Annotated in this window: 21 protein-coding genes; 13 read left to right on the forward strand and 8 right to left on the reverse strand. The window is 42.0% G+C overall.

Annotated features, from left to right (window positions below; translation table 11 throughout):
* The first annotated feature begins 8 nt into the window (after nucleotides 1–8).
* From dnaE to EES38_RS04940, 6 genes are all read left to right on the forward strand, one after another.
* Nucleotides 9–3,488: a DNA polymerase III subunit alpha gene (dnaE, locus tag EES38_RS04915; RefSeq protein ID WP_124936075.1), complete on the forward strand. Its 3,480-nt coding sequence runs from the start codon at nucleotides 9–11 to the stop codon at nucleotides 3,486–3,488.
* Nucleotides 3,489–3,530: 42 nt separating this feature from the next.
* Nucleotides 3,531–4,490, forward strand: a complete 960-nt coding sequence (gene accA, locus EES38_RS04920) for an acetyl-CoA carboxylase carboxyl transferase subunit alpha (protein ID WP_124936076.1) — start codon at nucleotides 3,531–3,533, stop codon at nucleotides 4,488–4,490.
* Between the two features lie 75 nt (nucleotides 4,491–4,565).
* Nucleotides 4,566–5,882 (forward strand): tRNA lysidine(34) synthetase TilS, encoded by a 1,317-nt coding sequence (gene tilS, locus EES38_RS04925; protein ID WP_124936077.1) that lies wholly within the window; start codon nucleotides 4,566–4,568, stop codon nucleotides 5,880–5,882.
* Between the two features lie 32 nt (nucleotides 5,883–5,914).
* Complete coding sequence (locus tag EES38_RS04930) at nucleotides 5,915–6,220, forward strand: c-type cytochrome (RefSeq protein ID WP_124936078.1); 306 nt, start codon at nucleotides 5,915–5,917, stop codon at nucleotides 6,218–6,220.
* Between the two features lie 118 nt (nucleotides 6,221–6,338).
* Nucleotides 6,339–6,677 carry a nitrogen regulatory protein P-II gene (gene glnB, locus EES38_RS04935; protein WP_124936079.1) on the forward strand — a complete coding sequence of 113 codons (339 nt, stop codon included), beginning with the start codon at nucleotides 6,339–6,341 and terminating at the stop codon, nucleotides 6,675–6,677.
* Nucleotides 6,678–6,749: 72 nt separating this feature from the next.
* Nucleotides 6,750–7,619, forward strand: a complete 870-nt coding sequence (locus EES38_RS04940; RefSeq protein WP_124936080.1) for an endonuclease/exonuclease/phosphatase family protein — start codon at nucleotides 6,750–6,752, stop codon at nucleotides 7,617–7,619.
* Between the two features lie 31 nt (nucleotides 7,620–7,650).
* On the opposite strand, the gene EES38_RS04945 is transcribed toward EES38_RS04940, so the two are convergent.
* Nucleotides 7,651–9,228 (reverse strand): lytic transglycosylase, encoded by a 1,578-nt coding sequence (locus EES38_RS04945; protein WP_124936081.1) that lies wholly within the window; start codon nucleotides 9,226–9,228, stop codon nucleotides 7,651–7,653.
* A 72-nt stretch (nucleotides 9,229–9,300) separates the two neighbouring features.
* A complete protein-coding gene (gene gloB, locus EES38_RS04950; protein ID WP_124936082.1) occupies nucleotides 9,301–10,059 on the reverse strand; it encodes a hydroxyacylglutathione hydrolase in 759 nt (252 codons plus the stop codon).
* Between the two features lie 35 nt (nucleotides 10,060–10,094).
* Here gloB and EES38_RS04955 point away from each other — a divergent pair, with 35 nt between their 5' ends.
* On the forward strand, nucleotides 10,095–10,841 hold the full coding sequence (locus tag EES38_RS04955) for a class I SAM-dependent methyltransferase (RefSeq protein WP_124936083.1): 747 nt from the start codon (nucleotides 10,095–10,097) through the stop codon (nucleotides 10,839–10,841).
* Here EES38_RS04955 and rnhA read toward each other — a convergent pair whose 3' ends face one another.
* The gene (rnhA, locus tag EES38_RS04960; RefSeq protein WP_124936557.1) at nucleotides 10,842–11,309 is read right to left on the reverse strand and encodes a ribonuclease HI; all 468 of its coding nucleotides are present in this window, start codon (nucleotides 11,307–11,309) and stop codon (nucleotides 10,842–10,844) included.
* A 57-nt stretch (nucleotides 11,310–11,366) separates the two neighbouring features.
* Between rnhA and dnaQ the strand changes: the two genes are divergently transcribed.
* Entirely contained in the window at nucleotides 11,367–12,104 is a 738-nt protein-coding gene (dnaQ, locus tag EES38_RS04965; protein WP_124936084.1) for a DNA polymerase III subunit epsilon, read from the forward strand.
* Between the two features lie 8 nt (nucleotides 12,105–12,112).
* Complete coding sequence (locus tag EES38_RS04970; protein WP_124936085.1) at nucleotides 12,113–13,360, forward strand: TIGR03503 family protein; 1,248 nt, start codon at nucleotides 12,113–12,115, stop codon at nucleotides 13,358–13,360.
* Nucleotides 13,361–13,393: 33 nt separating this feature from the next.
* On the opposite strand, the gene fadE is transcribed toward EES38_RS04970, so the two are convergent.
* Complete coding sequence (fadE, locus tag EES38_RS04975; RefSeq protein ID WP_124936086.1) at nucleotides 13,394–15,808, reverse strand: acyl-CoA dehydrogenase FadE; 2,415 nt, start codon at nucleotides 15,806–15,808, stop codon at nucleotides 13,394–13,396.
* A gap of 241 nt (nucleotides 15,809–16,049) precedes the next feature.
* Between fadE and lpcA the strand changes: the two genes are divergently transcribed.
* Entirely contained in the window at nucleotides 16,050–16,625 is a 576-nt protein-coding gene (lpcA, locus tag EES38_RS04980; RefSeq protein ID WP_124936087.1) for a D-sedoheptulose 7-phosphate isomerase, read from the forward strand.
* A 51-nt stretch (nucleotides 16,626–16,676) separates the two neighbouring features.
* Nucleotides 16,677–17,522, forward strand: a complete 846-nt coding sequence (locus tag EES38_RS04985) for a class II glutamine amidotransferase (RefSeq protein ID WP_124936088.1) — start codon at nucleotides 16,677–16,679, stop codon at nucleotides 17,520–17,522.
* A 64-nt stretch (nucleotides 17,523–17,586) separates the two neighbouring features.
* On the opposite strand, the gene purN is transcribed toward EES38_RS04985, so the two are convergent.
* Together purN and purM are read right to left on the reverse strand one after the other, a co-directional pair.
* Nucleotides 17,587–18,225 (reverse strand): phosphoribosylglycinamide formyltransferase, encoded by a 639-nt coding sequence (purN, locus tag EES38_RS04990; RefSeq protein WP_124936089.1) that lies wholly within the window; start codon nucleotides 18,223–18,225, stop codon nucleotides 17,587–17,589.
* A gap of 3 nt (nucleotides 18,226–18,228) precedes the next feature.
* On the reverse strand, nucleotides 18,229–19,269 hold the full coding sequence (purM, locus tag EES38_RS04995; protein ID WP_124936090.1) for a phosphoribosylformylglycinamidine cyclo-ligase: 1,041 nt from the start codon (nucleotides 19,267–19,269) through the stop codon (nucleotides 18,229–18,231).
* Between the two features lie 168 nt (nucleotides 19,270–19,437).
* On the opposite strand from purM, the gene upp reads away from it, so the two are divergent.
* Nucleotides 19,438–20,064, forward strand: coding sequence for a uracil phosphoribosyltransferase (gene upp / locus EES38_RS05000; protein WP_124936091.1), 627 nt, complete (start codon nucleotides 19,438–19,440; stop codon nucleotides 20,062–20,064).
* Nucleotides 20,065–20,262: 198 nt separating this feature from the next.
* Complete coding sequence (locus EES38_RS05005; protein WP_124936092.1) at nucleotides 20,263–21,684, forward strand: sensor domain-containing diguanylate cyclase; 1,422 nt, start codon at nucleotides 20,263–20,265, stop codon at nucleotides 21,682–21,684.
* A 40-nt stretch (nucleotides 21,685–21,724) separates the two neighbouring features.
* Here EES38_RS05005 and rluF read toward each other — a convergent pair whose 3' ends face one another.
* Both rluF and smrA read right to left on the reverse strand, forming a co-directional pair.
* The gene (gene rluF, locus EES38_RS05010) at nucleotides 21,725–22,699 is read right to left on the reverse strand and encodes a 23S rRNA pseudouridine(2604) synthase RluF (RefSeq protein ID WP_124936093.1); all 975 of its coding nucleotides are present in this window, start codon (nucleotides 22,697–22,699) and stop codon (nucleotides 21,725–21,727) included.
* An 85-nt stretch (nucleotides 22,700–22,784) separates the two neighbouring features.
* Nucleotides 22,785–23,363 carry a DNA endonuclease SmrA gene (smrA, locus tag EES38_RS05015; protein ID WP_124936094.1) on the reverse strand — a complete coding sequence of 193 codons (579 nt, stop codon included), beginning with the start codon at nucleotides 23,361–23,363 and terminating at the stop codon, nucleotides 22,785–22,787.
* Nucleotides 23,364–23,605: the final 242 nt, after the last annotated feature.

A 23,605-nucleotide genomic window follows, 5' to 3' on the forward strand; every position in this document is an offset into this window, starting at 1 on the left:
TCTTTTTAATGTCAGAACCTAAATTTATCCATCTAAAAGTCCATAGTGATTTCTCCATGGTTGATGGACTGTCAAAGGTCCAACCGTTAGTGAAAAAAGTGGCAGAGATGGGCATGCCGGCGATGGCACTTACGGATTTTACTAACCTATGCGGTTTAGTTAAGTTTTATAGTGCCGCACACAATAATGGCGTAAAGCCAATTGTGGGAGCCGATTTTTTGGTTCAATCTGAAGAATTTGGTGACGAGCTTACCAGATTAACCCTGATTGCTGCCAATAATACAGGGTACAAACATCTGACGTTACTGATCTCAGAAGCGTATCTACGAGGTCATGTTCAGCATCAGCCTGTGATTGATAAAGAGTGGTTAATTCAGCATAGCGAAGGATTGATAGCTCTTAGTGGTGCGAAACAAGGTGATGTAGGTCAGGCGCTTCTTAAGGGAAATAATGCCTTAGTTGAAAGCTGTATTGCATTCTATAAGCAGTATTTCTCAGATCGATATTATGTTGAGTTGGTTAGGACGGGGCGTGCAGACGAAGAATCGTATCTTCATTTCGCGGTTGAACTAGCTGAACAATATGACTTGCCTGTAGTGGCTACAAACGACGTTGTTTTTCTCAACAGAGATATGTTTGATGCACATGAAATTCGTGTTGCGATCCATGATGGGTACACGCTGGAAGATCCAAGAAGACCGAAAAATTACAGTCCGCAACAGTATCTTCGCAGCGAAGAGGAAATGTGTGATCTTTTCTCTGATATTCCTGAAGCGTTAATCAATTCAGTTGAGATAGCAAAGCGTTGTAATGTCACTGTTCGCTTGGGGGAATATTTCTTACCTAACTTCCCGACAGAAGGCATGGAAATTGAAGACTTTTTGGTGAAAAAGTCCCAAGAAGGGCTTGAAGAGCGTCTTGAATTTCTGTTTCCTGATCCGCAAGTTAGACAGCAGAAACGACCTGAATACGATGAACGTCTGGAAATCGAACTTGGCGTAATCAACCAGATGGGATTCCCTGGCTACTTCCTTATCGTAATGGAATTTATCCAGTGGTCAAAAGATAACGATATACCGGTAGGGCCGGGACGAGGTTCTGGTGCGGGTTCGCTCGTGGCCTATTCATTAAAAATTACCGACTTAGATCCCCTCGAATACGACTTGCTGTTCGAACGTTTCTTGAACCCTGAACGTGTTTCCATGCCCGATTTCGACGTCGACTTTTGTATGGATAAGCGAGATTTGGTGATCGATCACGTAGCGGACATGTATGGTCGTGATGCTGTATCGCAGATCATTACCTTTGGCACCATGGCTGCAAAAGCGGTTATCCGAGATGTTGGGCGTGTACTGGGACATCCATTTGGATTTGTCGATAGAATTTCTAAACTAGTGCCACCGGATCCCGGTATGACATTAGAGAAGGCGTTTAAGGCTGAACCTGCATTGCAGGAGCTTTACGACAACGACGAAGAAGTTCATGAGCTTATTGATATGTGTCGCATCCTCGAAGGGTGTACACGAAATGCTGGTAAGCACGCTGGTGGGGTTGTTATCTCTCCGACAACGATTACTGACTTTGCCCCAATATACTGTGATGCTGAGGGACGACACCCAGTTACTCAATTTGATAAAAATGATGTTGAGACTGCTGGACTCGTTAAATTTGACTTTTTAGGATTAAGAACATTAACTATCATCGATTGGGCACTAGGTCTGATTAACCCTCGTCGGGAAAAGAACGGCCTAGATCCGGTCAGAATTGAATCGATCGACTTAGCGGATCATTCGTCATTTAAAACATTACAAAACTCAGAAACGACTGCGGTGTTCCAGTTAGAATCCCGCGGTATGAAAGATTTGATTAAGCGACTACAGCCTGACTGTTTCGAAGATATTATCGCGTTAGTGGCTTTGTTTCGTCCTGGTCCTTTGCAATCGGGCATGGTTGATAACTTTATCGACCGTAAGCATGGCCGAGAGCCCGTTTCTTACCCAGATGAAAAATGGCAACACGAGTCGCTTAAAGAAATTCTAGACCCGACTTATGGCATTATCCTGTATCAAGAACAGGTCATGCAGATTGCTCAGGTTCTTGCTGGTTATACTCTTGGTGGCGCAGATATGCTGCGGCGTGCGATGGGTAAGAAAAAGCCAGAAGAAATGGCTAAGCAGCGAGCGGTATTTGAACAGGGCGCTATCGACAATAATGTAGATGGCGAACTGGCAATGAAAATTTTTGACCTAGTAGAGAAATTTGCTGGGTATGGTTTTAACAAGTCGCACTCAGCGGCTTATGCACTCGTTTCCTATCAGACACTGTGGTTAAAAACACATTTCCCTGCTGAATTCATGGCCGCGGTGATGACCGCCGATATGGATAACACCGAAAAGGTTGTTGGTCTGGTTGACGAGTGTTTTCGAATGAAACTAGAGGTGTTACCGCCAGATATCAATGCGGGACTCTATCGGTTTAATGTCGATGATAATGGCGCCATTGTTTATGGTATTGGTGCGATTAAAGGGGTCGGGGAAGGCCCGATTGATGCCATTCTTGAAGCAAGGCAAAGTGGTGGCTACTTTAAAGATCTCTTCGATTTTTGTGCGCGAATTGATTTAAAACGTGTCAATAAGCGTGTAATCGAAAAGCTAATTTATGCAGGAGCATTGGATCGCCTAGGTCCTCATCGTGCCGCGTTAATGGCGTCTCTTGATGATGCTGTGAAAGCTGCGAGTCAGCATAAACAGGCGGAATCATTTGGCCAAACTGATATGTTTGGCGTATTGACTGATGCGCCCGAAGATGTGGAACTTAAGTATCGCCAAGTCCCTGCATGGCCGGAAAAAGTATGGCTAGAAGGTGAACGGGAAACCCTTGGACTATATTTAACTGGGCATCCAATTAATAGTTACATTAAGGAACTAAAGCATTACACCAGCTGTCGATTAAAAGATTTAACCCCAACAAGACGCGATCAATCGCTGACTGTGGCAGGATTAGTCATTGCAGCAAAAGTGATGACAACGAAAAGAGGTTCAAGAATTGGTATTCTTTCACTTGATGATCGTTCAGGACGAGTGGAAGCTATGCTATTCTCTGACGCCTTAGATCAGTATGCAGAATTGCTGGAAAAGGATAAAATTTTAATCGTAACCGGACAGGTCAGCTTTGATGACTTCAACGGTGGGCTTAAAATGACAGTCCGCGAAATCATGGACTTGGATTCAGCTCGAGAGAAAAATGCCAGAAGCTTATCCCTGTCTGTTTATCAGTCTCAGGTTGATGAGCCATTTTTTGAGCGTTTTTGTCAGATTTTAGAGCCGCATAAGGCAGGTAGTGTACCAGTACATGTATACTATCAGCGAGAAAATGCCAGAGCTCGACTCACACTGGGAACCGAATGGCGTGTCACCCCAAGTGATGATTTATTATACGAATTAAAACAGTTACTTGGCCAAGACCAGGTAGAACTCGAATTTAACTAAATTTCAGCCGTTATATTAAAGCTGAGAAAAAAGGATCGGTAAATGAGCCTAAACTTTCTAGAATTTGAAAAACCTATCGCTGAACTCGAAGCAAAGATAGAAGCGCTTCGCGATGTTTCACGTCACGGGGGTGACGCATCAGTTGATTTGGATAAAGAAATTGAACAGCTAGAAAAAAAGAGCATTGAATTAAAAAAGAAAATTTTCAATGATTTAGGTGCATGGCAAGTGGCTCAACTTGCGAGACACCCACTGCGTCCATACACACTAGACTACATCAAGTATGTGTTTACAGACTTTGATGAGTTGGCTGGTGATCGCGCTTATGCTGATGATAAGGCGATCGTCGGTGGTATCGCTCGCTTAGAAGGCCGACCAGTGATGATCATTGGGCATCAGAAAGGGCGTGAAACGAAAGAAAAAGTAAAACGCAATTTTGGTATGCCTAAGCCAGAAGGATACCGTAAAGCTCTTCGTCTAATGAAAATGGCTGAGCGTTTTGGTATGCCGATTATTACGTTCATCGATACTGCTGGAGCATATCCAGGTGTCGGAGCTGAAGAACGTGGTCAATCTGAAGCGATTGCTACAAACCTCAAAGTGATGGCTGGTCTTAACGTTCCTGTCATTTGTAATGTGATTGGTGAAGGCGGTTCTGGTGGTGCACTGGCGATCGGCGTTGGTGACTACGTTAACATGCTCCAGTATTCTACTTACTCGGTAATTTCACCTGAAGGCTGTGCATCGATTCTTTGGCGTGATTCAGAAAAAGCGCCTCAAGCTGCAGAAGCTATGGGATTGACGGCTCCTCGCTTGAAGGAGCTAGAATTGATCGACAGTATTATCGATGAACCGCTAGGCGGAGCTCATTCTGATCATGAGCAAATGGCTGCCAATATGAAAGCGACGCTGTTAAGTCAGTTGTCTGATCTTGAATCGTTGGATACTGAAGCTCTGCGTGATAGACGCTATCAACGATTAATGAGCTACGGCTATTGCTAATACTCATTTTGTAGTGAGAAGGGTTGGGTAATTGCCAACCCTTTTTCTTTTTGTCCTCTGAACGAGATTCAAATCATGGAATATGACTTGTTCACCCAATTTCGCGATGTTATCGAACGCTACAGAAAGCCCTCTAGCCAGATTGTTTTGGCGCTGAGCGGTGGGCTAGATTCTCGGGCTATGTTGCACTTACTTCGACAATATCAAGATAATTGTTATTGCACTATTCAGGTTGTGCATGTTCATCATGGTCTGAGTTCAAACGCAGATTACTGGGCTAAACAGTGTGCAGACTGGTGTCATGAGGTGGGTTTTCCTTTTCATCTGGAAAAAGTAGACCTCGGTAATCTTCAGGGAGAGAGTATTGAACAGGTCGCCCGATCAGCCCGTTATGAAGCATTAAAGCACTATATTGGTTCAGATGATCTTTTACTTACAGCGCAACATGCTGACGATCAGCTAGAGACATTTCTACTCGCACTAAAAAGAGGGAGTGGGCCAAAAGGGTTATCAGGAATGGCTGAATGCATGGGGTTTGGAGCTGGATATTTAGTTCGACCATTTCTGAAGGCTTCTCGACAAAGTATTGAAAAGTATTCGAAATATCATGATCTTAAATGGGTAGAGGACGAGAGCAATGCTGATGAACGGTTTGACCGAAACTATATTCGTCATCAAGTCACGCCTGTTCTTAGCTCTCGATGGCCTCATATTCGTAAGGCGGTTCAGCGTAGTGCAGAGCTCTGCTATCAGCAAGAAGAACTTATTCGTTTACTCTTGGCAGATGAATTGCATCGAGTAATAGAGACGGATTATTCTCTAAATATTGATGGATTACGTCATAAACCCACAGCCGTCATACATCAGTTAATCCGTTATTGGTTAGAAAAACTGGCTGTTTCTATGCCAAGCCAAAGGCATTTAGAGATGATTTGGGATGAGGTCGCGTTAGCCAAAGCTGATGCTAATCCCCAGTTGAAACTCCAGAATAATGAGATTCGCCGCTTTAATCAGCGTTTATATTGTACTGAAATCTATAATGATATTTCATTATGGACTACAGATGTTACACTCAACGTCCCAGTACAATTACCTGATAACCTTGGTGTTTTATCGCTTGTCGAGAAATCTAATAGTGGTTGTTTGAGTAATGTGATTTTGCAGCAGAGACTTCGTGTGATATTTAATCCTGAGGGGCTGAAAGCAACTCCGTTACATAAACACGGTAAGAAGACATTAAAGTTTTGGTTTCAGGAATATGGAGTACCTAGTTGGTTGCGTCGGCGTACGCCTATATTGATGGCTGGTAATGATGTAGTGGCGGTTGGTGATTTGTTCATAAACCAACAATATGCCGGAGATAGTCTCCTGCTGAATTGGCAGCACCAGTAGAGTGTTAAAATAAATAATTGAGATAGATAGCGATGATTGGACGATTTTTTTCTGTGTGTGCATTGTTTCTCTCTTTAGGCGCCATGGCGGCTGATATGTCCGCAATAGCACAAAAAGCGGCCGTTTGTGGTGCATGTCATGGACGGGATGGGGTTGCAACTATCGATGGTTACCCCAATCTTAAAGGGCAGAATGAAAAATATCTGGTAAGTTCACTGAAGGCTTACCGCGATAATAAAAGACTGGGGCCAATGGCAACATTGATGTCAGCTCAGTCTTCTCGTTTAAGTGATGAGGATATCGAAGCACTTGCTGCATACTATGCTAATATGAAATAAAGCATTGATGAGACATATTATTGGTCTGATGTTTGCAAGGTCACTTTGGTGGTATATTGATTGTTTAATATGGCTAGTCAATAATGCTAGCTGTAAATCTAAAGTTTAAGGGATGAACATGAAAAAAATAGAAGCTATTATCAAACCTTTTAAGCTTGATGACGTCCGTGAAGCGCTAGCAGAAGTAGGCATTACAGGTATGACTGTTTCTGAAGTTAAAGGTTTTGGTCGTCAGAAAGGTCATACAGAACTCTACCGTGGTGCGGAGTACATGGTTGATTTTCTTCCAAAAGTGAAACTAGAAATTGTTGTGTCTAGTGACGTGGTTGATAAATGTGTTGAGTCTATTATTGAGACGGCTCAAACAGGTAAGATTGGTGACGGTAAAATATTTATTACTGACGTTGACCGCGTAATTCGTATTCGTACTGGTGAAGAAGACGACGACGCTATTTAATTTCACGTTGTTTGAACATAAGAAGGGGCGATAAGTTTTATTATCGCCCCTTTAGTTTGTTTAGGGGAGAGTATGAAAAAACGCATTATAGCATTTGTGCTTGTCATTCTTGCAATTACCGCTTCTGTCTGGGTCAGTGTTACCTACTATGTACCCAGCAAATTAGTCATTACGTCATCTAGATTATTTGGTAAAGATCCTTATTCAAATCAGTGTGCACAATTTAATAATAAGCATGATTTCATAGATCAGAAAGATGGCTCCTTGAATCTTCTTGTTTGGAATATCTACAAGCAAAACAAAACCAGTGCGCTCTCATCTCTTCACGAATGGTCGGGTAATAAACAATTGTTGATGTTGCAGGAAGTGAAAATGAATAAAGATTTTCAGCATTATCTGCGCACGGAAACATCATGGTTATATCAACACGTTGATGCCTGGGAGTATAACGATGAGAAAAATGGCGTATTAACTGCCGCGACTGTTTCTCCTACTGAAGTATGTGGATTTCGACATTCCGAGCCATGGTTGCGTTTACCTAAGTCTTCTATGTTAGCGTATTACCCAATGAGAGATGGTTCGACTCTTGCAGTTGCGAATATCCATGCGATTAATTTTACATTGGGTGTTTCTGACTACAGAGTACAGGTTAACAATCTTGTATCGCGCCTTAAGTCGCACCAAGGCCCTATTATATTTGCAGGGGACTTTAATAGTTGGAGCGATGAACGCATTAATGTGCTCAATCAGGCGAAAGAAACGCTTGGATTGAAAGAAGTACATTATGAAAATGGAGAAGTTAGGAAGCGTTTCTTATCAGGTATACCACTGGATCATGTTTTCTTTAGAGGGTTAGAGGAAATATCGACGAAAGTGTTGAATACTGATGCTTCTGATCACAGTCCGATCGTTTCTGAGTTTAAAGTAATTAAGCCTCTGTAAAGAGGCCTAATTCACGGGTTGAAGATTCGTGTTAAACACTCACTTTCGTTACATCAACGTAGAGCTTAATTCTCTGCCCCGGGCGCAAATATTTTTTACGTGAAAGGTCATTCCATTTGACGATGTCAGTGACTTGAACTCTAAATTTTGACGCTATTTCACTTAACGTATCACCGCTACGAACCGTGTAGAAAACCGAACGTATAATCGCGCCATCAGAGCTGTTTTTCCAGACAACTAGCTTCTTACCTACTTTAAGTGGATCTCTCGGACTCATACCATTCCATCGAGCTAGGGCTGTATGAGACACTCCTTGTGATTTGGCGATACTCCACAAGCTGTCACCAGAACGAACGACATAGCTAAGGCGATATTTACCACGCGATTGTGATTGTATTTTAGCAAGGCGATTCGCAACACTCAGCTCATATGTTTCTTCATCTCTGACGGAAGTCGGAATCATGAGATATTGACCGACACGAATCAGATTAGAGTGTAAGGCATTGGCCTTTTTAATGACATTTGGCGTTGTTTTATTTTTATGTGCAATGTTGATAAGACTATCACCTTGCTTAACTTGATACCGAACCAGCTTTAACCCATCTCCTTTATGATCTTTTAGTGCGATATTGAATTCTTCAACATTGTCTATTGGAAGCAAAAGGTGGTAAGGACCATTTGGGGCGGTTGACCAACGATTAAACCCTGGGTTGTAGCTTTGCAACTCTCTAACGGAAAGCCCGGCAAATTGAGCGGCTAAGGCAAGGTCAAGTTGCTTCTTAGGATCGACCAGTTTGAGGGCGGGTTCATTCGCTATCTCTGGGATATCTAAGCCATACTTTTCTTTATTTGCAATAACATCTGCAAGAGCGAGTAATTTCGGAACATAGCCACTGGTTTCTTTCGGAAGGTCTAGTGAGAAGAAATCGGTCGGTTTTCCTCTTTTTTCATTGTATTTGATAGCTCGGGCAACACGACCTTCACCGCTGTTATAGGCTGCGATAGCATTGTCCCAATCATCAAATTGATTATGCAGATTGGTCAGATAATCAAGCGCCGCATCTGTTGCTGCATCGACGTCACGTCGACCATCGTACCAGTAGTTTTGTTTTAGCCCGTACAGTTTACCCGTACCCGGAACAAACTGCCAAAGCCCTGCTGCCCGTCCAAATGAGTAGGCGAAGACATCAAACGAACTCTCGACGATAGGCAGTAATGCTAACTCGAGAGGTAAATGGCGCTTTTCTAGTTTTTCCGTTATGAGGTATAAAAAAGGTTCTGCTCTTTTGGCTACGGTTTCTAAGTGGCGGGGATGTTTGATGTACCAGGTTCGATAATAATCGATGGTCTTATTTTCTGGTACTTCAAGAGTAAATTGCATTCGAATACGCTGCCACAAATCGTCTACCTCTGTAGGCGACAACTTCTTTATTGATTCAGTCCGAGTGATGACTGTGTTTCCTGACTGAGAGGATACTTTACCGCTTGTGCTTACTTCTGAGTTTGTAGTGTTCTCTTCTTGAGAATCTGATGAAACATCTCGATTTGATTGGGTAAGCTGACATCCTGCTAAAAGTAGCAGCAACGCCCAACTAAAAGGTTTTTTCATAGATCACAGCCTTTTCTTATCTCGACTGCTGATAATACTTGTGCAATAACACCAGTTTCAAGTATGAATTGTCTAAAATTCATTTTTCCACTCACGTAATGCCGTAAATACTGATAAATCATCAGTCTCAACTGTGCGATTGTTAACACTCTTGATAATCTCTTTTTCTGATGTACGTAAGAAAGGATTAATTTTTTTCTCGAGTGCTATTGAAGTCGGTATTGTGGGTTTCTTATGAGCTCTTAGGTGATTCACATCATCTCGATAGGCTAATAAGTCTGAGTTTTCAGGGTCAACAGCCAAGGCGAAGGCAATATTACTGGCTGTGTATTCGTGGGCACAGTAAACCTGTGTATCATCGGGCAACTGACATATTTTTTGTAGTGATTGGTACATGTCGCTCATTGTTCCTTCGAATACTCGACCGCATCCTGCAGAAAATAGAACGTCGCCACAAAAAAGCATGCCTGAGCCAAAATATCCTATATGACCACTTGTATGACCTTTGATATCAATGACATTAAACGTTTCTCCAAACAATTCGATGCTATCATCATCTTTGACGCTGTGTGTTATCGATGGAATGGCTTCACTTTCGGGACCAACCACGTTAACAGAACCATATTCTCTTAATAATTCCGATATTCCACCAATGTGATCGTTATGGTGGTGAGTAATTAGAATTGCTTTCAAATCGAGTTCATTGGTTCTTAGGTAATCCAATACGGGTTTTGCGTCTCCGGGATCAACGATTGCGCAACTTCCTTCGCGATTTTCGATCACCCAGATGTAATTATCGTTAAATGCAGGTATGCTTTTGATGTTTAACATGAGTTTTCTCCCATCATTTGGTTTTGCGGGGTTATATGGAACCAGCACGCATCAAAAAAAAGTTTGATATTCCTCACTCTTGGGAACAATTAAAAACGGGTCCCTGGGTTAGAGAATCTATTCAAATGCGCCTCGATGAGTGGTGTCCGAAGCTATTTGGCTATCATTTATTAAAACTGGGAGGGCTCAGCTGTGAGCTCATGAGCAAAAATTGCTGCATCCAACATCAGATTCATTTAGATAGTGTAAATCCTCTACATACGATTATTGCTGACCGTTATCACCTGCCATTTATGGAAAAAAGTATTGATGCAGTCATCATGTCTCATCAGCTAGATTACTCGAATGATCCTCATCGATTGTTAAGAGAAGTTGATAGAGTGTTAGTAGATGATGGATATATAATCATTACTGGTTTTAATCCCATAAGTTTGACCGGTATTTCCAGTCTGCTTCCTTGGCGAAAAAAATATTTGCCATGGAGTGGTAGAATGTTCACACCCAATCGCATTAAAGATTGGCTTGGTGTTCTGAACTACGAAGTTATTGAGTGTGATCAGTATGCTTTATTTCCATTTCAAACTTACCGGCCATTCTGGACATGGCTGGAAAATAAAGGGCAATGTTCAAGAGCGATGGGGTGTTTGTACTTTATCGTTGCAAGAAAACGTACTTACCCACTGAAGTTAGTTAAGCCGCACTGGCGACTTAAAAGACCGCTTACGCCTATCAGCGTAAACTACAGAGCTCAGCTAAAACCATTTAAGTATTCTTACGAATAACTAGGCCTGATTTTCATATTCAGTATCATGTTCTGAGGGCGCTTCAGCAGCGCTACGAGCAAGCTCATCACAGATTTCGTTTTCTCTGTGTCCTGCGTGACCTTTAACCCAGTGCCATTCTACTTGGTGGCGTTGAGTTTCTTGGTCCAGTCTCTGCCATAGATCTGCATTTTTAACCGGTTTTTTATCCGCAGTTTTCCAACCTCGTTTCTTCCAGCTGTGAATCCATTGAGTGATGCCCTGTCTAACATATTGACTATCAGACGTTAAAGAGACATGACAGGGTTCTTTCAATGTTTGTAGGGCGACAACTGCCGCTAACATTTCCATTCGGTTATTTGTGGTTAGATGAAAGCCTTTGGACAGATGTTTTTCGTGGCCTTTATAACGAAGAACTATGCCGTATCCTCCTGGACCTGGATTGCCCAGACAGGATCCATCTGTGAAAATTTCCACTTGTTTCGTCATCATTTGATACTATTAACGTTTATTATCTTCTAAATATAGTCTGACACAGATAATCCTATGAATACTAGCAGCAATTCTGAATATCATCGTATTGTGGTCCTCGATACCGAGACAACCGGTATGAACCGTGAGGGTGGTCCGCATTATGAAGGACATCGAATCATTGAAATTGGTGCGGTTGAAATTGTAAACCGCAAGCTTACAGGTCGTCACTTCCATGTCTATCTGAAGCCGGATCGTGAAATTCAGCCCGAAGCTATCGAGGTTCATGGTATTACTGATGAATTTTTGGTTGATAAACCAGAGTATCGAGACGTTCATGACGAGTTTTTAGAGTTTATCAAAGACGCAGAACTTGTTGCGCATAATGCGCCCTTCGACGTCGGCTTTATGGACTATGAGTTTGGTAAGTTAAACGCAGCAATTGGTAAAACAGAGCAGTATTGCAAAGTTACCGATACACTGGCGATGGCGAAGAAAATCTTCCCGGGTAAAAGAAATAACCTCGATATTCTTTGTGACCGTTATGGTATTGATAACTCGCACCGTACATTACACGGGGCTTTACTCGATGCTGAAATTCTAGCCGACGTCTATCTGTTAATGACCGGTGGGCAAACGAGCATTCAGTTTTCCAGCGCTTATCAGTCAAATGGTGATGGAGAAACGATAAAAAGGCTGGCAAGTAACAGAAAACCATTAAAGATTTTACCTGCAACTGCCGATGAACTAGATGCACACGAAGAAAGACTAAACTTAGTCGAGAAAAGCGGCAATTGCCTTTGGCGTATCTAGGAGAAACTATGTTGCAGAGATTTTTACTCTTGTTCGGACTTTTGTTCGCAGTGGAGAGTTATGCTGCAACGACCGAAATGTCGTTATTAGACAATCGGTTTCGTGTTGATCCTACCATCAGTCAAATCACTTTCGTTATTTATCGTAGTAACCCATCTAAGCCTGTCGTTTTGGTGAGACCAGATGGGGTTAAGTATTATGCTTGGCGCCATCCTGATAATGTTCGGTGGTATCAGGAACAAAGCATGGATATCGTTTCTATTGATAAACCTATGCCCGGACCTTGGCAGGCCGTGGGAAAAGTGACGCCCAAGAACAATATTAAGCTCATTTCTAACTTAGAGTTATCTTCGCAAAAACTACCGTTGAGGTTGTATCAGGGGGAGGAGCTTAAATTTAGTGCTCAGCTTACTTCAGATGGTAAACCCCTGACACTCAGAGATTTCTTAGACCGAGTAAACTTACGTGTTACTTTGGTAAAATATTTGGAGAATGCAGACCAACTTGCCCAAGAAGCGTTACCAGAGCCAATTGTCTTAGGTGAATTCTCTGATGATGGTCGGGGTTTCGATGAAGTTCCTGGTGATGGTCAGTTTACCGCTGGTATTACTATTTCGGCTGAACCCGGTAAATATATCGCCCGCATTACCTCTGGCAACGGCGTATTTCTTCGCGCTCAGGAGCAGGAGGTTCTGGTTTATCCCAGCCCAATTACAACAACCTTTATTCAGTCTCGGATTGAGAATAATCCCCATCATATTATTGTCACCGGAGATAACTCGACTATTGCTCCCGGATCTCTTTTGGCGCACATTGATCACAGCGATGCATACGATAGAGTTTATTCAGAAGAGGGAGAAGCCGGTAAAGAAGGTTTTACTGTGAATCTTTCGGTTCCTTATAATGGTGAGCACGGAAACTTTAAATGGGATGGGCGTGTCTACGCAAATGAATTTTCAACCAATCGACCATTGAGGTTTAGCATTCCAGAGCACACCTATAGTGTTGTTGATGAAATTGATTTTGAGAAAACACGCAAAATGCAGGAAGAAGCTGCGGCAGCACAACGTAAGATCGCGGAACAGCAAGCCATCCTTGAACAGCGTGAAGCTCAAAGAACCAAAATGACCACCATCATCATTGTAATAAACCTGCTCGCTATAATTCTTGGTGTGGTCGGCTGGATAGTATTCCAAAAAGTGAAAGCCAAACGCGCGATGAAGCCTGAAATGCAGCTCAACATGCCAGATGATTAGAACGAAGCACCTGAATGTCTCAGGTGCTTTTCGTTAATTTGCTTTAAGCTTTTCAGGAGCAAAATCATCGACGTTAATGACTAAGAGACGAATACGCTCAGCCTCCGTTAGTACCTGAGCCTCCCGATCCGAAATCAATTTTTCTTCTCTTGCCATCACTGCAATAGCATCAAGATTTCTAAATGGATAACGTTTTCCTTTCAGTTGGCAAATTTTTTCAAATATAGGTTCTGCGCCAAGAATAGTATTCAGAGCCTGATAGACCTGGCCCGATGGGTTATTTGACGAGGCTTCCCAGAATTGACCTGTACCTAAGCGATTTCGAGCACTACCTGGCTTTTGAACTAACAAAGCTAAATCATGTTCCAATTCATCTGAAGGTCCTTTTCGCTGCAGTCCATATGGCATGAGCCAAATGCGTAAAAGTTTTGCCATTACCGAGGATGGGAAATTAGAAAATAGTGCGTCCATTGCCTGCTCAAATTGTTTAAAGCCGTCTTCTAACGCCCAGTTAACTAATGGTAAATCTTCGCTATAGCTACCATCATTTTGATAGCGTTTCAGAGTGGCTGTCAGTAAAAAGAGTTGGCTATGCATATCGGCCAATCGAGCCGATAGTCGTTCTTTTCGTTTTAACTGTCCCCCGAGAGAAAGCATCATCACGTCGGCCAAGAATGCAAAACCAGCACTGTAGCGATTGATTCTCTGGTAATGTCTTTTGGTCCTATCGTGAAATGGATAATCAGAAAATAGACCATCAGTTAACGATAGCCATAGGCTTTTAGCTGCATTATGGAACGTATAATTAATGTGTTTGAACAGTGTCTGATCAAACTCTTCTAACACCGATGGATCTGTACTGGACATCAGTTCTATTTCTTTTACGAGATAGGGGTGACAACGAATTGCACCCTGACCAAAAATGATCATAGAGCGAGTGAGAATATTCGCTCCCTCTACGGTGATAGCAATTGGCGCTCCCTGATAGTTTCGGGCTAAGAAGTTATTTGGACCTAGACAGATTCCTTTACCACCGACGATATCCATTGCATCTTTAAGGCACTGTTGGGCTCGGTGTGTACAATTGTATTTTACAATTGCGGAGATAATAGAGGGCTTTTGACCTAGCTCTATACCTGTGACTGTCATTTGGCATGCTGCATCCATCAAGTAGGCATTGGCTGCTATTCTTGCTAGTGGCTCCTCAATTCCTTCCATGTACCCAATGGGCTGTTTAAATTGACGACGAATTCGAGCATAGGCTCCACATGATAGTGCCGCCTGTTTCACTATACCTGTTGAGTTGGATGGAAGAGTGATACCTCTACCCACAGAAAGACATTCGACCAACATGCGCCAGCCTTGCCCTGCCATTTTCGGACCACCGATAATAAAATCCAATGGAACAAAAAGTTCTTTGCCCTGTGTAGGTCCATTTTGAAAAGGGATATTAAGTGGAAAGTGGCGACGACCAATTTTGACACCTTCCATATTGGTCGGTATTAGCGCACAAGTGATCCCTAAGTTTTCTTCTTCACCGATAAGATGGTCAGGATCTTTCAATTTGAATGCTAAGCCTAATACGGTAGCGACTGGAGCTAAGGTAATGTAGCGCTTGTTCCAGGTTAATTTCATTCCCAGAACGTTTTTGCCTTCCCATTGACCGTAACACACTATGCCAAAGTCGGGAATTGAACTGGCATCTGAGCCTGCTTCTGGACTCGTTAATGCAAAGCAAGGAATCTCTTTACCAGAAGCAAGTCTCGGTAAGTAGTGTCGTTTTTGCTCTTCCGTGCCATAGTGTTGCAAAAGCTCTCCAGGTCCAAGGGAGTTGGGGACTCCCACGGTAATTGCCAAAACTGTTGAAACACCCGCAAGCTTTTGCAAAATGACAGATTGAGCATAGGCTGAAAACTGCCTTCCTCCGTATTTTTTCTCAATAATCAGTGCGAAAAAGCCTTGTACTTTTAGGTAGTCCCATATTTCTGGTGGTAGGTCTGCCATTTCATGTGTCACCGTAAAATCATTGACCATACGACAAACGTGATTAACAGGACCATCGATAAAATCCTTTTCCTCTTGAGTCAGTGTTGGTCTAGGGTATTGAGCGAAACTTTTCCAGTTAGGGCGACCTCTGAACAGTTCAGCTTCCCACCAAATCGTACCAGCATCCAATGCCTCTTTTTCTGTCTTAGACATGGTTGGGAGTTGTTTCTTCAGGCGTTTAAGAATGAATGATGAAATCCACTTTTTACGTAGGGATGGAATATTGACTATAACGCTGAACGTTATGACAAGAACCCATACGAAAAATGTTGCAATATCGCAAACGGTAAGAACTATCAGAGATGAATAGATAAAAGCGAGGTGGCGATAGTTATTCAGCCGATGATAGCAACATAACCCGCTAATCAGAATTAAGATAATTAAGGACAAGATCAAGTTCATCGCAACACCCTCGGTCTCGATACGATATCTAAAGACTAGATGGAGTTTGTCGGCTTACCATTATTGGACTGTTAAACTGGTGATGTAGAGCACGAAATACTAGGGTTATAAGGTAAAAACAATGACACGTACTGTGCTCGATAAAAATGGCCACGATTTAGGGGTCGACAGGAAGATTTGATGGGGTAAACTCCCTACACTGTCGAAGTGTTTGAGTTAACTATACTTAAGAGAAAATCCTATGTACCAAGACCTAATCAAGAATGAATTAACCGAAGCTGCTAGCGTACTGGATGCGTTTCTAAATGACGAACAGTGTCTTACTCAAATAGAAGCAGCGGCAAAATTACTGGCAGATTCGTTTAAACAAGGCGGTAAAGTACTGTCATGTGGTAATGGTGGCTCACACTGTGATTCTATGCATTTCGCAGAAGAATTGACTGGTCGTTATCGTGAGAACAGACCTGGGTATCCCGGTATTGCGATTTCTGATCCTAGCCATCTGTCATGTGTGAGTAATGATTTTGGTTATGACTTTGTGTTTTCCCGTTATGTTGAAGCTGTCGGACAAAAAGGGGACGTATTATTAGGCCTTTCTACCTCTGGGAACTCAGGTAATATTATAAAAGCTATCGAAGCTGCACAGGCGAAAGGCATGAAAACTATTGCTTTGACTGGGAAAGATGGCGGGAAAATGGCTGGTATTGCTGATATAGAAATTCGAGTGCCTCATTTTGGTTATGCGGATCGTATTCAAGAGATTCATATTAAAGTAATCCATATCCTTATCATGCTGATCGAAAAAGAGATGGCGTAACTCGATATTAATAATTTTTGATTAGATTGATTTCGAAGGAGTAAAAACGCAATGTGTGAGTTGCTCGGTATGAGCGCAAATGTACCGACTGATATCTGTTTTAGTTTTACAGGTCTGATGCAGCGCGGTGGCCGTACTGGACCACATAAAGATGGTTGGGGAATCACCTTCTACGAGGGTAAAGGATTTCGTACCTTCAAGGACCCTCAACCAAGTTGCCAGTCAAAAATTGCGGAGTTAGTACAAAATTATCCGATTAAAAGTTGTGCGGTAATAAGTCATATTCGTCAGGCAAATAGGGGCGCGGTAAATCTCGAAAATACCCACCCATTTACTCGTGAATTATGGGGGCAGTTTTGGACGTTCGCGCATAATGGGCAACTGACGGGTTATCAGGATCTCGATACCGGCAATCATAGGCCTGTCGGGGGGACGGATAGTGAGCTAGCGTTTTGTTGGCTCTTAAAGAGAATTGAAGACCGATTCCCAATGCCTCCTGATGACTTTACGTATGTCTTCCCCTTCATCGCTGAGTGTTGCGATGAGCTGAGAAAATTGGGCGTATTCAATATGCTACTCTCAAATGGTGAGTATGTGATGACATACTGTACTAATCATCTGTACTGGATCACGCGGCGTGCACCGTTTGGTATGGCGACGCTGATTGATGAAGATGTCGAGGTCAATTTCCAGGAAGAAACGACACCCAATGATGTTGTTTCTGTTGTTGCTACTCAGCCATTGACAGGGAACGAACAATGGAACCGAATGAAGCCAGGTGAGTACAATCTGTTTTACTTTGGTGAGTGCGTAGAGACCAACTCTGCTGCGTTAAAGGATATTCCTTTTGCTGAGAAAAAGCCTGGTTCTCAAGCTCCTACAGAGCCATTAGTTTGAAATTGATTCAAACAAAAAAAGCTGATGCAGAACATCAGCTTTTTTCGTTTATAGCGATATATTCTTAACGTTTAACAACGCCATTGATACCAAGAGGTTCACCATCAAGATAGGCTTTGCCTTCTTTCATCTCTAGGCGATCTTCAACAAACCATTGAACAACAAGAGGATAGATAACATGCTCTTTCTCTTGAACTTTCTTGGTTAATGAATCAACCGTATCTTCATCAAGAATTGGTACAACTGCTTGTGTAATTACCGGGCCACCATCAAGTTGCTCAGTAACGAAGTGAACACTAGTACCATGTTCTTCATCTCCAGCATGAATTGCACGCTGGTAGGTGTTTAAACCTGGATATTTTGGTAACAATGATGGGTGAATGTTGATCATCCGGCCTAGATAGTGACGGACGAATTCACCGCTTAAAATTCTCATGTAGCCAGCTAACACAATCAGGTCAGGGTTATGCTCGTCAATCTTGTCCATCAATGCTCGATCAAAAGCATCGCGCGTATCAAACGCTTTGGGATCAACAAACTCAGCCGCTGCACCTGCTTTCTTAGCTCTTTCTAAGCCATAAGCAGTTGCTTTGTTTGATAAAACAGCCGTTACTTTACCATCTTTAATGCTTGTATCACAAGCATCTATAATCGCTTGTAAGTTGGTACCATTTCCCGAAACTAAAACAACAATACTCTTCATGAATTATTTTATCTCTACTTGCTCTTCACCTGCTTCTGCATTGGCGATATGACCTATAACCCACGCATTTTCGCCTTCTGCTTTCAGAAGTTCAACTGCCGATTGAGCCTGATCTTTTGGCAGAGCAATAATAAGACCAACGCCACAGTTGAAAGTACGATACATTTCATGAGTGTCAACGTTACCTTTTTCTTGTAACCATTTGAAAATAGCAGGCCATTCCCAGCTTTTCGCATCAATTACTGCTTTCGTTCCTTCAGGAAGTACGCGAGGAATGTTTTCCCAGAAGCCACCGCCAGTGATATGAGAAATTGCGTGGATTGTGTGTTCTGAAATCAGTTTTAAACCTGATTTAATATAAATTTTGGTTGGTTCTAGTAGGTGTTCACCAATCGCTTTTCCTTCAAGCAGTTCATTTTTATCTGCTTTAGAAACTTCAAGAATCTTACGAACAAGTGAATAGCCATTTGAGTGAGGGCCACTAGATCCTACAGCGATAAGAGCATCGCCAGCATCGACTTTTGAACCATCGATAATATCTTCTTTTTCAACTACACCGACACAGAAACCTGCAACGTCGTAATCTTCACCTTCGTACATCCCTGGCATTTCAGCAGTTTCACCACCGATCAGTGCACAGCCAGCTTGTAGACAGCCTTCAGCGATACCTGTAACAACACTGGATGCTGTATCTACGTCTAGTTTGCCAGTTGCATAGTAGTCCAGGAAGAACAATGGTTCTGCGCCCTGAACGATTAGGTCGTTCACACACATTGCAACCAAATCGATACCGATAGTATCGTGTTTGTTCATATCCAAAGCTAGGCGAAGCTTTGTTCCGACACCATCAGTACCAGAAACTAAAACAGGTTGTTTGTATTTGGTTGGTAACTCACAAAGTGCACCAAAGCCGCCAATACCACCCATTACTTCTGGACGACGAGTACGTTTTACTGCACCTTTAATTCGCTCAACAAGCGCATTACCTGCGTCGATATCTACACCAGCGTCTTTATAGCTTAAAGAAGTGTTATTGCCACTCACGGGGAAATCCTCGATTTTTAGTTGGATATGAAAACGGCGCTATTCTACAGGGGAAAAGTTAAAAAGGAAAACGTTTGCGCAGGTTTTTTTCTTGTATTTTGGTTCTGAATATCCTTAGAAAAAGTGTATACTTCGACCGTTTATTAAAAATTACTGTCGGAGATGGAAATGAAAGTTGTTGAAGTTAAACACCCTCTAGTAAAACACAAGATTGGCTTACTCAGAGAGGGCGACATCAGCACAAAACGCTTTCGTGAATTGGCGACCGAAGTGGGAAGTTTGCTGACTTATGAAGCCACTGCCGATTTTGAAACCGAAAAGGTCACTATCGAAGGCTGGAACGGACCGGTTGAGATTGAGCAAATTAAAGGCAAAAAAGTCACTGTGGTTCCTATCCTGAGAGCCGGTCTGGGTATGATGGACGGTGTACTAGAACATATCCCTAGCGCTAGAATCAGTGTGGTCGGTATCTACCGCGATGAAGAAACGTTAGAGCCTGTCCCTTATTTTAATAAGTTAGCTTCAAATATTGATGAACGTATCGCGCTGGTGGTTGACCCTATGTTAGCGACAGGCGGTTCCATGATTTCTACGATCGACTTATTGAAAGAAAGAGGATGTACTCAATTTAAAGTGCTTGTCCTCGTTGCTGCTCCAGAAGGTATTAAGGCACTTGAAGCTGCTCATCCTGATATCGAGCTTTATACTGCTGCTATCGATGATAAGTTAAACTCAAATGGTTACATCGTTCCAGGTTTAGGCGATGCTGGCGATAAAATTTTTGGCACAAAATAGTAATCGATTTCAGTTTAACTTTAGTGAAAAAAGAGAGGCTGTTACCTCTCTTTTTTCATGTATATTAGTCTAATAATAAAAAATTCCCCAAGAAAAACATGTAGTTGGCATAGGTTATTCTCATTACGGTTATGTGTTTAAAAGATAGATACATGGCTGTTTTATAAGTGTATGCAGTAGATAGGCACGGATGCGTAAATGAATAAAAAGAAGTTTAGTTGGATTCTTGTTGGATTAATTTTCCTAGGTTTTTTGGTTACTGGATTCAGTTCGTACAGAATGGCGCATGAAACGTTAGAAAACCAAATTAAGCAAGATTCTCTCCCTTTAACCAGTGACAATATATATTCCGAAATACAGCAAGACCTGATACGTCCCATATTTATATCCTCTCTAATGGCTCAGGATACCTTCGTTAGAGATTGGACGATTGCTGGTGAAGAAAACCCAAATAAGATTATTCAATATCTAAAAGAGATAAAGCAGCAGTACAACACGGTTACGAGTTTTTATGTATCGGATAAAACCAAGAACTACTATCACTACACTGGTGTTTTGAAAAAGGTATCTGAAGACAACCCTCAAGATAAATGGTATTTCCGGGTTAAGGCACTTAATCCCGGAAAAGATTATGAAATTAATATCGATTCAGATACCGCAAATCCGGGCAGAGTTGTGGTCTTTGTTAATTATCGTGTTTACGATTTTAATCATAAATTTATCGGAATTATTGGCGTTGGACTAGGCTCGGATGCTGTCTCACAAATAATCGAAAAATACAAAAAACGTTATGAGCGAGATATTTACTTTATCAATGATTTAGGTGCTGTGACGCTGAAAGGTAAGACTCACGATAATTTTACGTCGATTCAGGAGAGGCCAGGACTGAGCAATTTAACAACGCAAATTCTGACAACACCAAGTATGTCGGGAAGTTACGACAATAATGGTGATACTTATTATATTAGCAGTCGTTGGGTTGATGAATTTCAGTGGTACATTATTGTCGAGCAAAAAGATAAATTTAATGACCAGATACTTAAGAGAGCAATTATCAACAATATAGCGATTAGTCTTGTTGTAGCTTTGGCTGTCATAGTACTGGCACAGTATGTTTTTCGTGGTTATCAAAGTCGTCTAGAAGGAATGGCGACAAGGGACAAGCTTACAGGCACTTATAATCGACAGGTGTTTGATGATCTTGTCAGAACTGCGTTCAGTTCAACTAATCAGAAAGATGCGCCGCTCTCTTTAGCTTTGCTGGATATTGATCACTTTAAAGAAGTTAATGACAACTATGGTCATCAACTTGGGGATCAAGTTTTGCTAAGAGTCGCTGAAACGTGTGCCGAGCATTTAGGCAAAGAAGGACATATTTGTCGGTGGGGTGGTGAAGAGTTTGTGTTAATTCTCCCGTTCAAGTCCGTCAACTCAGCATTCGATCTGCTTGAAGGCATTCGTCTAGATATCCAGAACCAGACTGAAGCTCCTAATGTTACAGTGAGTATTGGTGTGGTGGAGAGGCAGTCAATGGAGCGTGTTCAGTCGATTTTGAGTCGAGCTGATAAGGCCATGTACGAAGCAAAAAACAAAGGTCGTAATACTATTCAGATTGGCTAAACGTAAAAAGCGGCAATAAATATTTGCCGCTTTTTTCTTTTTATTTTTTGAGACTTAATGTCCCAGCTTTTCTGATCTTCGGTTGAGGGGCTGTTTTCCCTCGATCATCAGTTTGTGCGGTATTTGAGCTGTTACGACGTTTGGTCGAGTTTGGCCCATAGCGGAACTCGTCTGCATTTTTGCCTTTAAACGTTTTGTGCTTTTTCTCGGTAATATTTTGCGTTCTGTGGTCATGCAGTTTTGCATCGGTTGCTTTGGGTATATACCCGCCGTCTTTTGAATTCCTTGACGCTTCTTCTGTTCCAATAGAGCTATCACAGAGTGAGAGCAATTGTTCTATTTCGTTATCATCAAGGTAACGCCACTGTCCATTTGGAATACCATCAATTGAGATATTCATAATTCTGACGCGACGTAATTTAAAGACTTCATAATCCAACGCTTCACACATACGACGTATCTGTCGGTTAAGGCCTTGGGTTAACGTAATTCTGAATGAGTAGTTGGTTTCTTTTTCGACTTTACACGGCAGTGTTACGGTGTCCAGAATTGCCACACCCGATGCCATATTTTTTAAGAAGTCGTCAGTAATGGGTTTATTTACACGCACAACATATTCTTTTTCATGCTGATTGCCTGCGCGCAGTATCTTATTAACAATATCACCATCATTCGTTAGAAAAATAAGCCCTTCTGACGGTTTATCTAAGCGACCAATTGGAAAAATACGAGTTTTATGGTTAATAAAATCGATAATATTACTTTCGATGTGGCGTTCTGTTGTGCAAGTAATACCTGCTGGTTTGTTTAGAGCAATATAGATGGTTTTAGCCTTTTCTCTTAGAGGCTTACCATTTATTTGGATGTCATCATCGTCTGATACTTTCATGCCCATTTCAGGGGCCTGACCATTCACTGTTACGACACCTTCAAGAATTAACTTGTCAGCTTCTCTACGTGAACAATATCCGGTTTCACTGATGTACTTATTTAAGCGTTTTGGTTCTGATGACATACGTTCCTCTCAACGTTTCCCAACGGTAGGGTTTAAATAAAAAAGCGCCATTGGCGGCGCTTAGTTTATCATTAATTACTTGTGTTCAGGCAAGGCGTTTTTGATGTCTTTCTCGTGTTTCGAGTTTCTTTTCCTGACTTTTTCTCAGGAGAACATATACCGCTCCTGTTCCACCATGAAATCGTTGTGCACTATGAACACATTGAACATTTGCCATCTGAGGCAACCAGTGGGCAACATAGCTTTTCATTAATGCCGGAGGGTTACTGCGTTCACCTTTACCATGTACAAGGACAACCGTTCGTATATCCATTCTCATACACTTATTTAAGAACAGAACCACTTCATCTCTGGCTTGCTCTAATGTTCTCTTATGCAGATCCAGCCTTGCCTGAATCGGGTATTTACCGAGTCTTAATTTGCGAAAAACACCGTCCTGAACACCATTACGTTTAAACTCAATGACATCCTCAGGTTTAATCATTGGGGCATTGTCGAGAGATAGATATTCAGGCTCTCCTTCATAAAGCGTCTCCGCCGCTGCTCTTTTTGCGAGTTGGGCATCGGTTAACTGATAGGTCTTTTTCAACTCTACAGTATCTTGTTCTATGGGCTTAACATCTCCCATCATCTGTTGGAAAAAATTTAAATCTTCCTGAGACATGAGCAAAATCCTCTATCTAGTTCGATGTGGCATTAAGGAGTATACCAACAGAAAAAAAATTTCGAACCTATTTTGTCGGATGAAATGTAGGACAATGAGACAGATTATTAGAGCGTAAAAACTAAAAAACCGGGGCAGACAAAGAATCTGCTCCGGTGCATAGCGACCCTCTGATTAAACAGGGGCTAAGCGATCTAGTGAGGAGATTTGTCATTCATTACCTTGAGATATAGAAACGACAT

Source organism: Vibrio viridaestus, assembly GCF_003856525.1.
Classification (GTDB): domain Bacteria; phylum Pseudomonadota; class Gammaproteobacteria; order Enterobacterales; family Vibrionaceae; genus Vibrio; species Vibrio viridaestus.

What these genes read in the sequence shown, in the direction of transcription:
- dnaE (WP_124936075.1), top strand. Translation starts at nt 9, where the DNA reads ATGTCAGAACCTAAATTTATCCATCTAAAAGTCCATAGTGATTTCTCC.
- accA (WP_124936076.1), top strand. Translation starts at nt 3,531, where the DNA reads ATGAGCCTAAACTTTCTAGAATTTGAAAAACCTATCGCTGAACTCGAA.
- tilS (WP_124936077.1), top strand. Translation starts at nt 4,566, where the DNA reads ATGGAATATGACTTGTTCACCCAATTTCGCGATGTTATCGAACGCTAC.
- EES38_RS04930 (WP_124936078.1), top strand. Translation starts at nt 5,915, where the DNA reads ATGATTGGACGATTTTTTTCTGTGTGTGCATTGTTTCTCTCTTTAGGC.
- glnB (WP_124936079.1), top strand. Translation starts at nt 6,339, where the DNA reads ATGAAAAAAATAGAAGCTATTATCAAACCTTTTAAGCTTGATGACGTC.
- EES38_RS04940 (WP_124936080.1), top strand. Translation starts at nt 6,750, where the DNA reads ATGAAAAAACGCATTATAGCATTTGTGCTTGTCATTCTTGCAATTACC.
- EES38_RS04945 (WP_124936081.1), bottom strand. Translation starts at nt 9,228, where the DNA reads ATGAAAAAACCTTTTAGTTGGGCGTTGCTGCTACTTTTAGCAGGATGT.
- gloB (WP_124936082.1), bottom strand. Translation starts at nt 10,059, where the DNA reads ATGTTAAACATCAAAAGCATACCTGCATTTAACGATAATTACATCTGG.
- EES38_RS04955 (WP_124936083.1), top strand. Translation starts at nt 10,095, where the DNA reads ATGGAACCAGCACGCATCAAAAAAAAGTTTGATATTCCTCACTCTTGG.
- rnhA (WP_124936557.1), bottom strand. Translation starts at nt 11,309, where the DNA reads ATGACGAAACAAGTGGAAATTTTCACAGATGGATCCTGTCTGGGCAAT.
- dnaQ (WP_124936084.1), top strand. Translation starts at nt 11,367, where the DNA reads ATGAATACTAGCAGCAATTCTGAATATCATCGTATTGTGGTCCTCGAT.
- EES38_RS04970 (WP_124936085.1), top strand. Translation starts at nt 12,113, where the DNA reads ATGTTGCAGAGATTTTTACTCTTGTTCGGACTTTTGTTCGCAGTGGAG.
- fadE (WP_124936086.1), bottom strand. Translation starts at nt 15,808, where the DNA reads ATGAACTTGATCTTGTCCTTAATTATCTTAATTCTGATTAGCGGGTTA.
- lpcA (WP_124936087.1), top strand. Translation starts at nt 16,050, where the DNA reads ATGTACCAAGACCTAATCAAGAATGAATTAACCGAAGCTGCTAGCGTA.
- EES38_RS04985 (WP_124936088.1), top strand. Translation starts at nt 16,677, where the DNA reads ATGTGTGAGTTGCTCGGTATGAGCGCAAATGTACCGACTGATATCTGT.
- purN (WP_124936089.1), bottom strand. Translation starts at nt 18,225, where the DNA reads ATGAAGAGTATTGTTGTTTTAGTTTCGGGAAATGGTACCAACTTACAA.
- upp (WP_124936091.1), top strand. Translation starts at nt 19,438, where the DNA reads ATGAAAGTTGTTGAAGTTAAACACCCTCTAGTAAAACACAAGATTGGC.
- EES38_RS05005 (WP_124936092.1), top strand. Translation starts at nt 20,263, where the DNA reads ATGAATAAAAAGAAGTTTAGTTGGATTCTTGTTGGATTAATTTTCCTA.
- rluF (WP_124936093.1), bottom strand. Translation starts at nt 22,699, where the DNA reads ATGTCATCAGAACCAAAACGCTTAAATAAGTACATCAGTGAAACCGGA.
- smrA (WP_124936094.1), bottom strand. Translation starts at nt 23,363, where the DNA reads ATGTCTCAGGAAGATTTAAATTTTTTCCAACAGATGATGGGAGATGTT.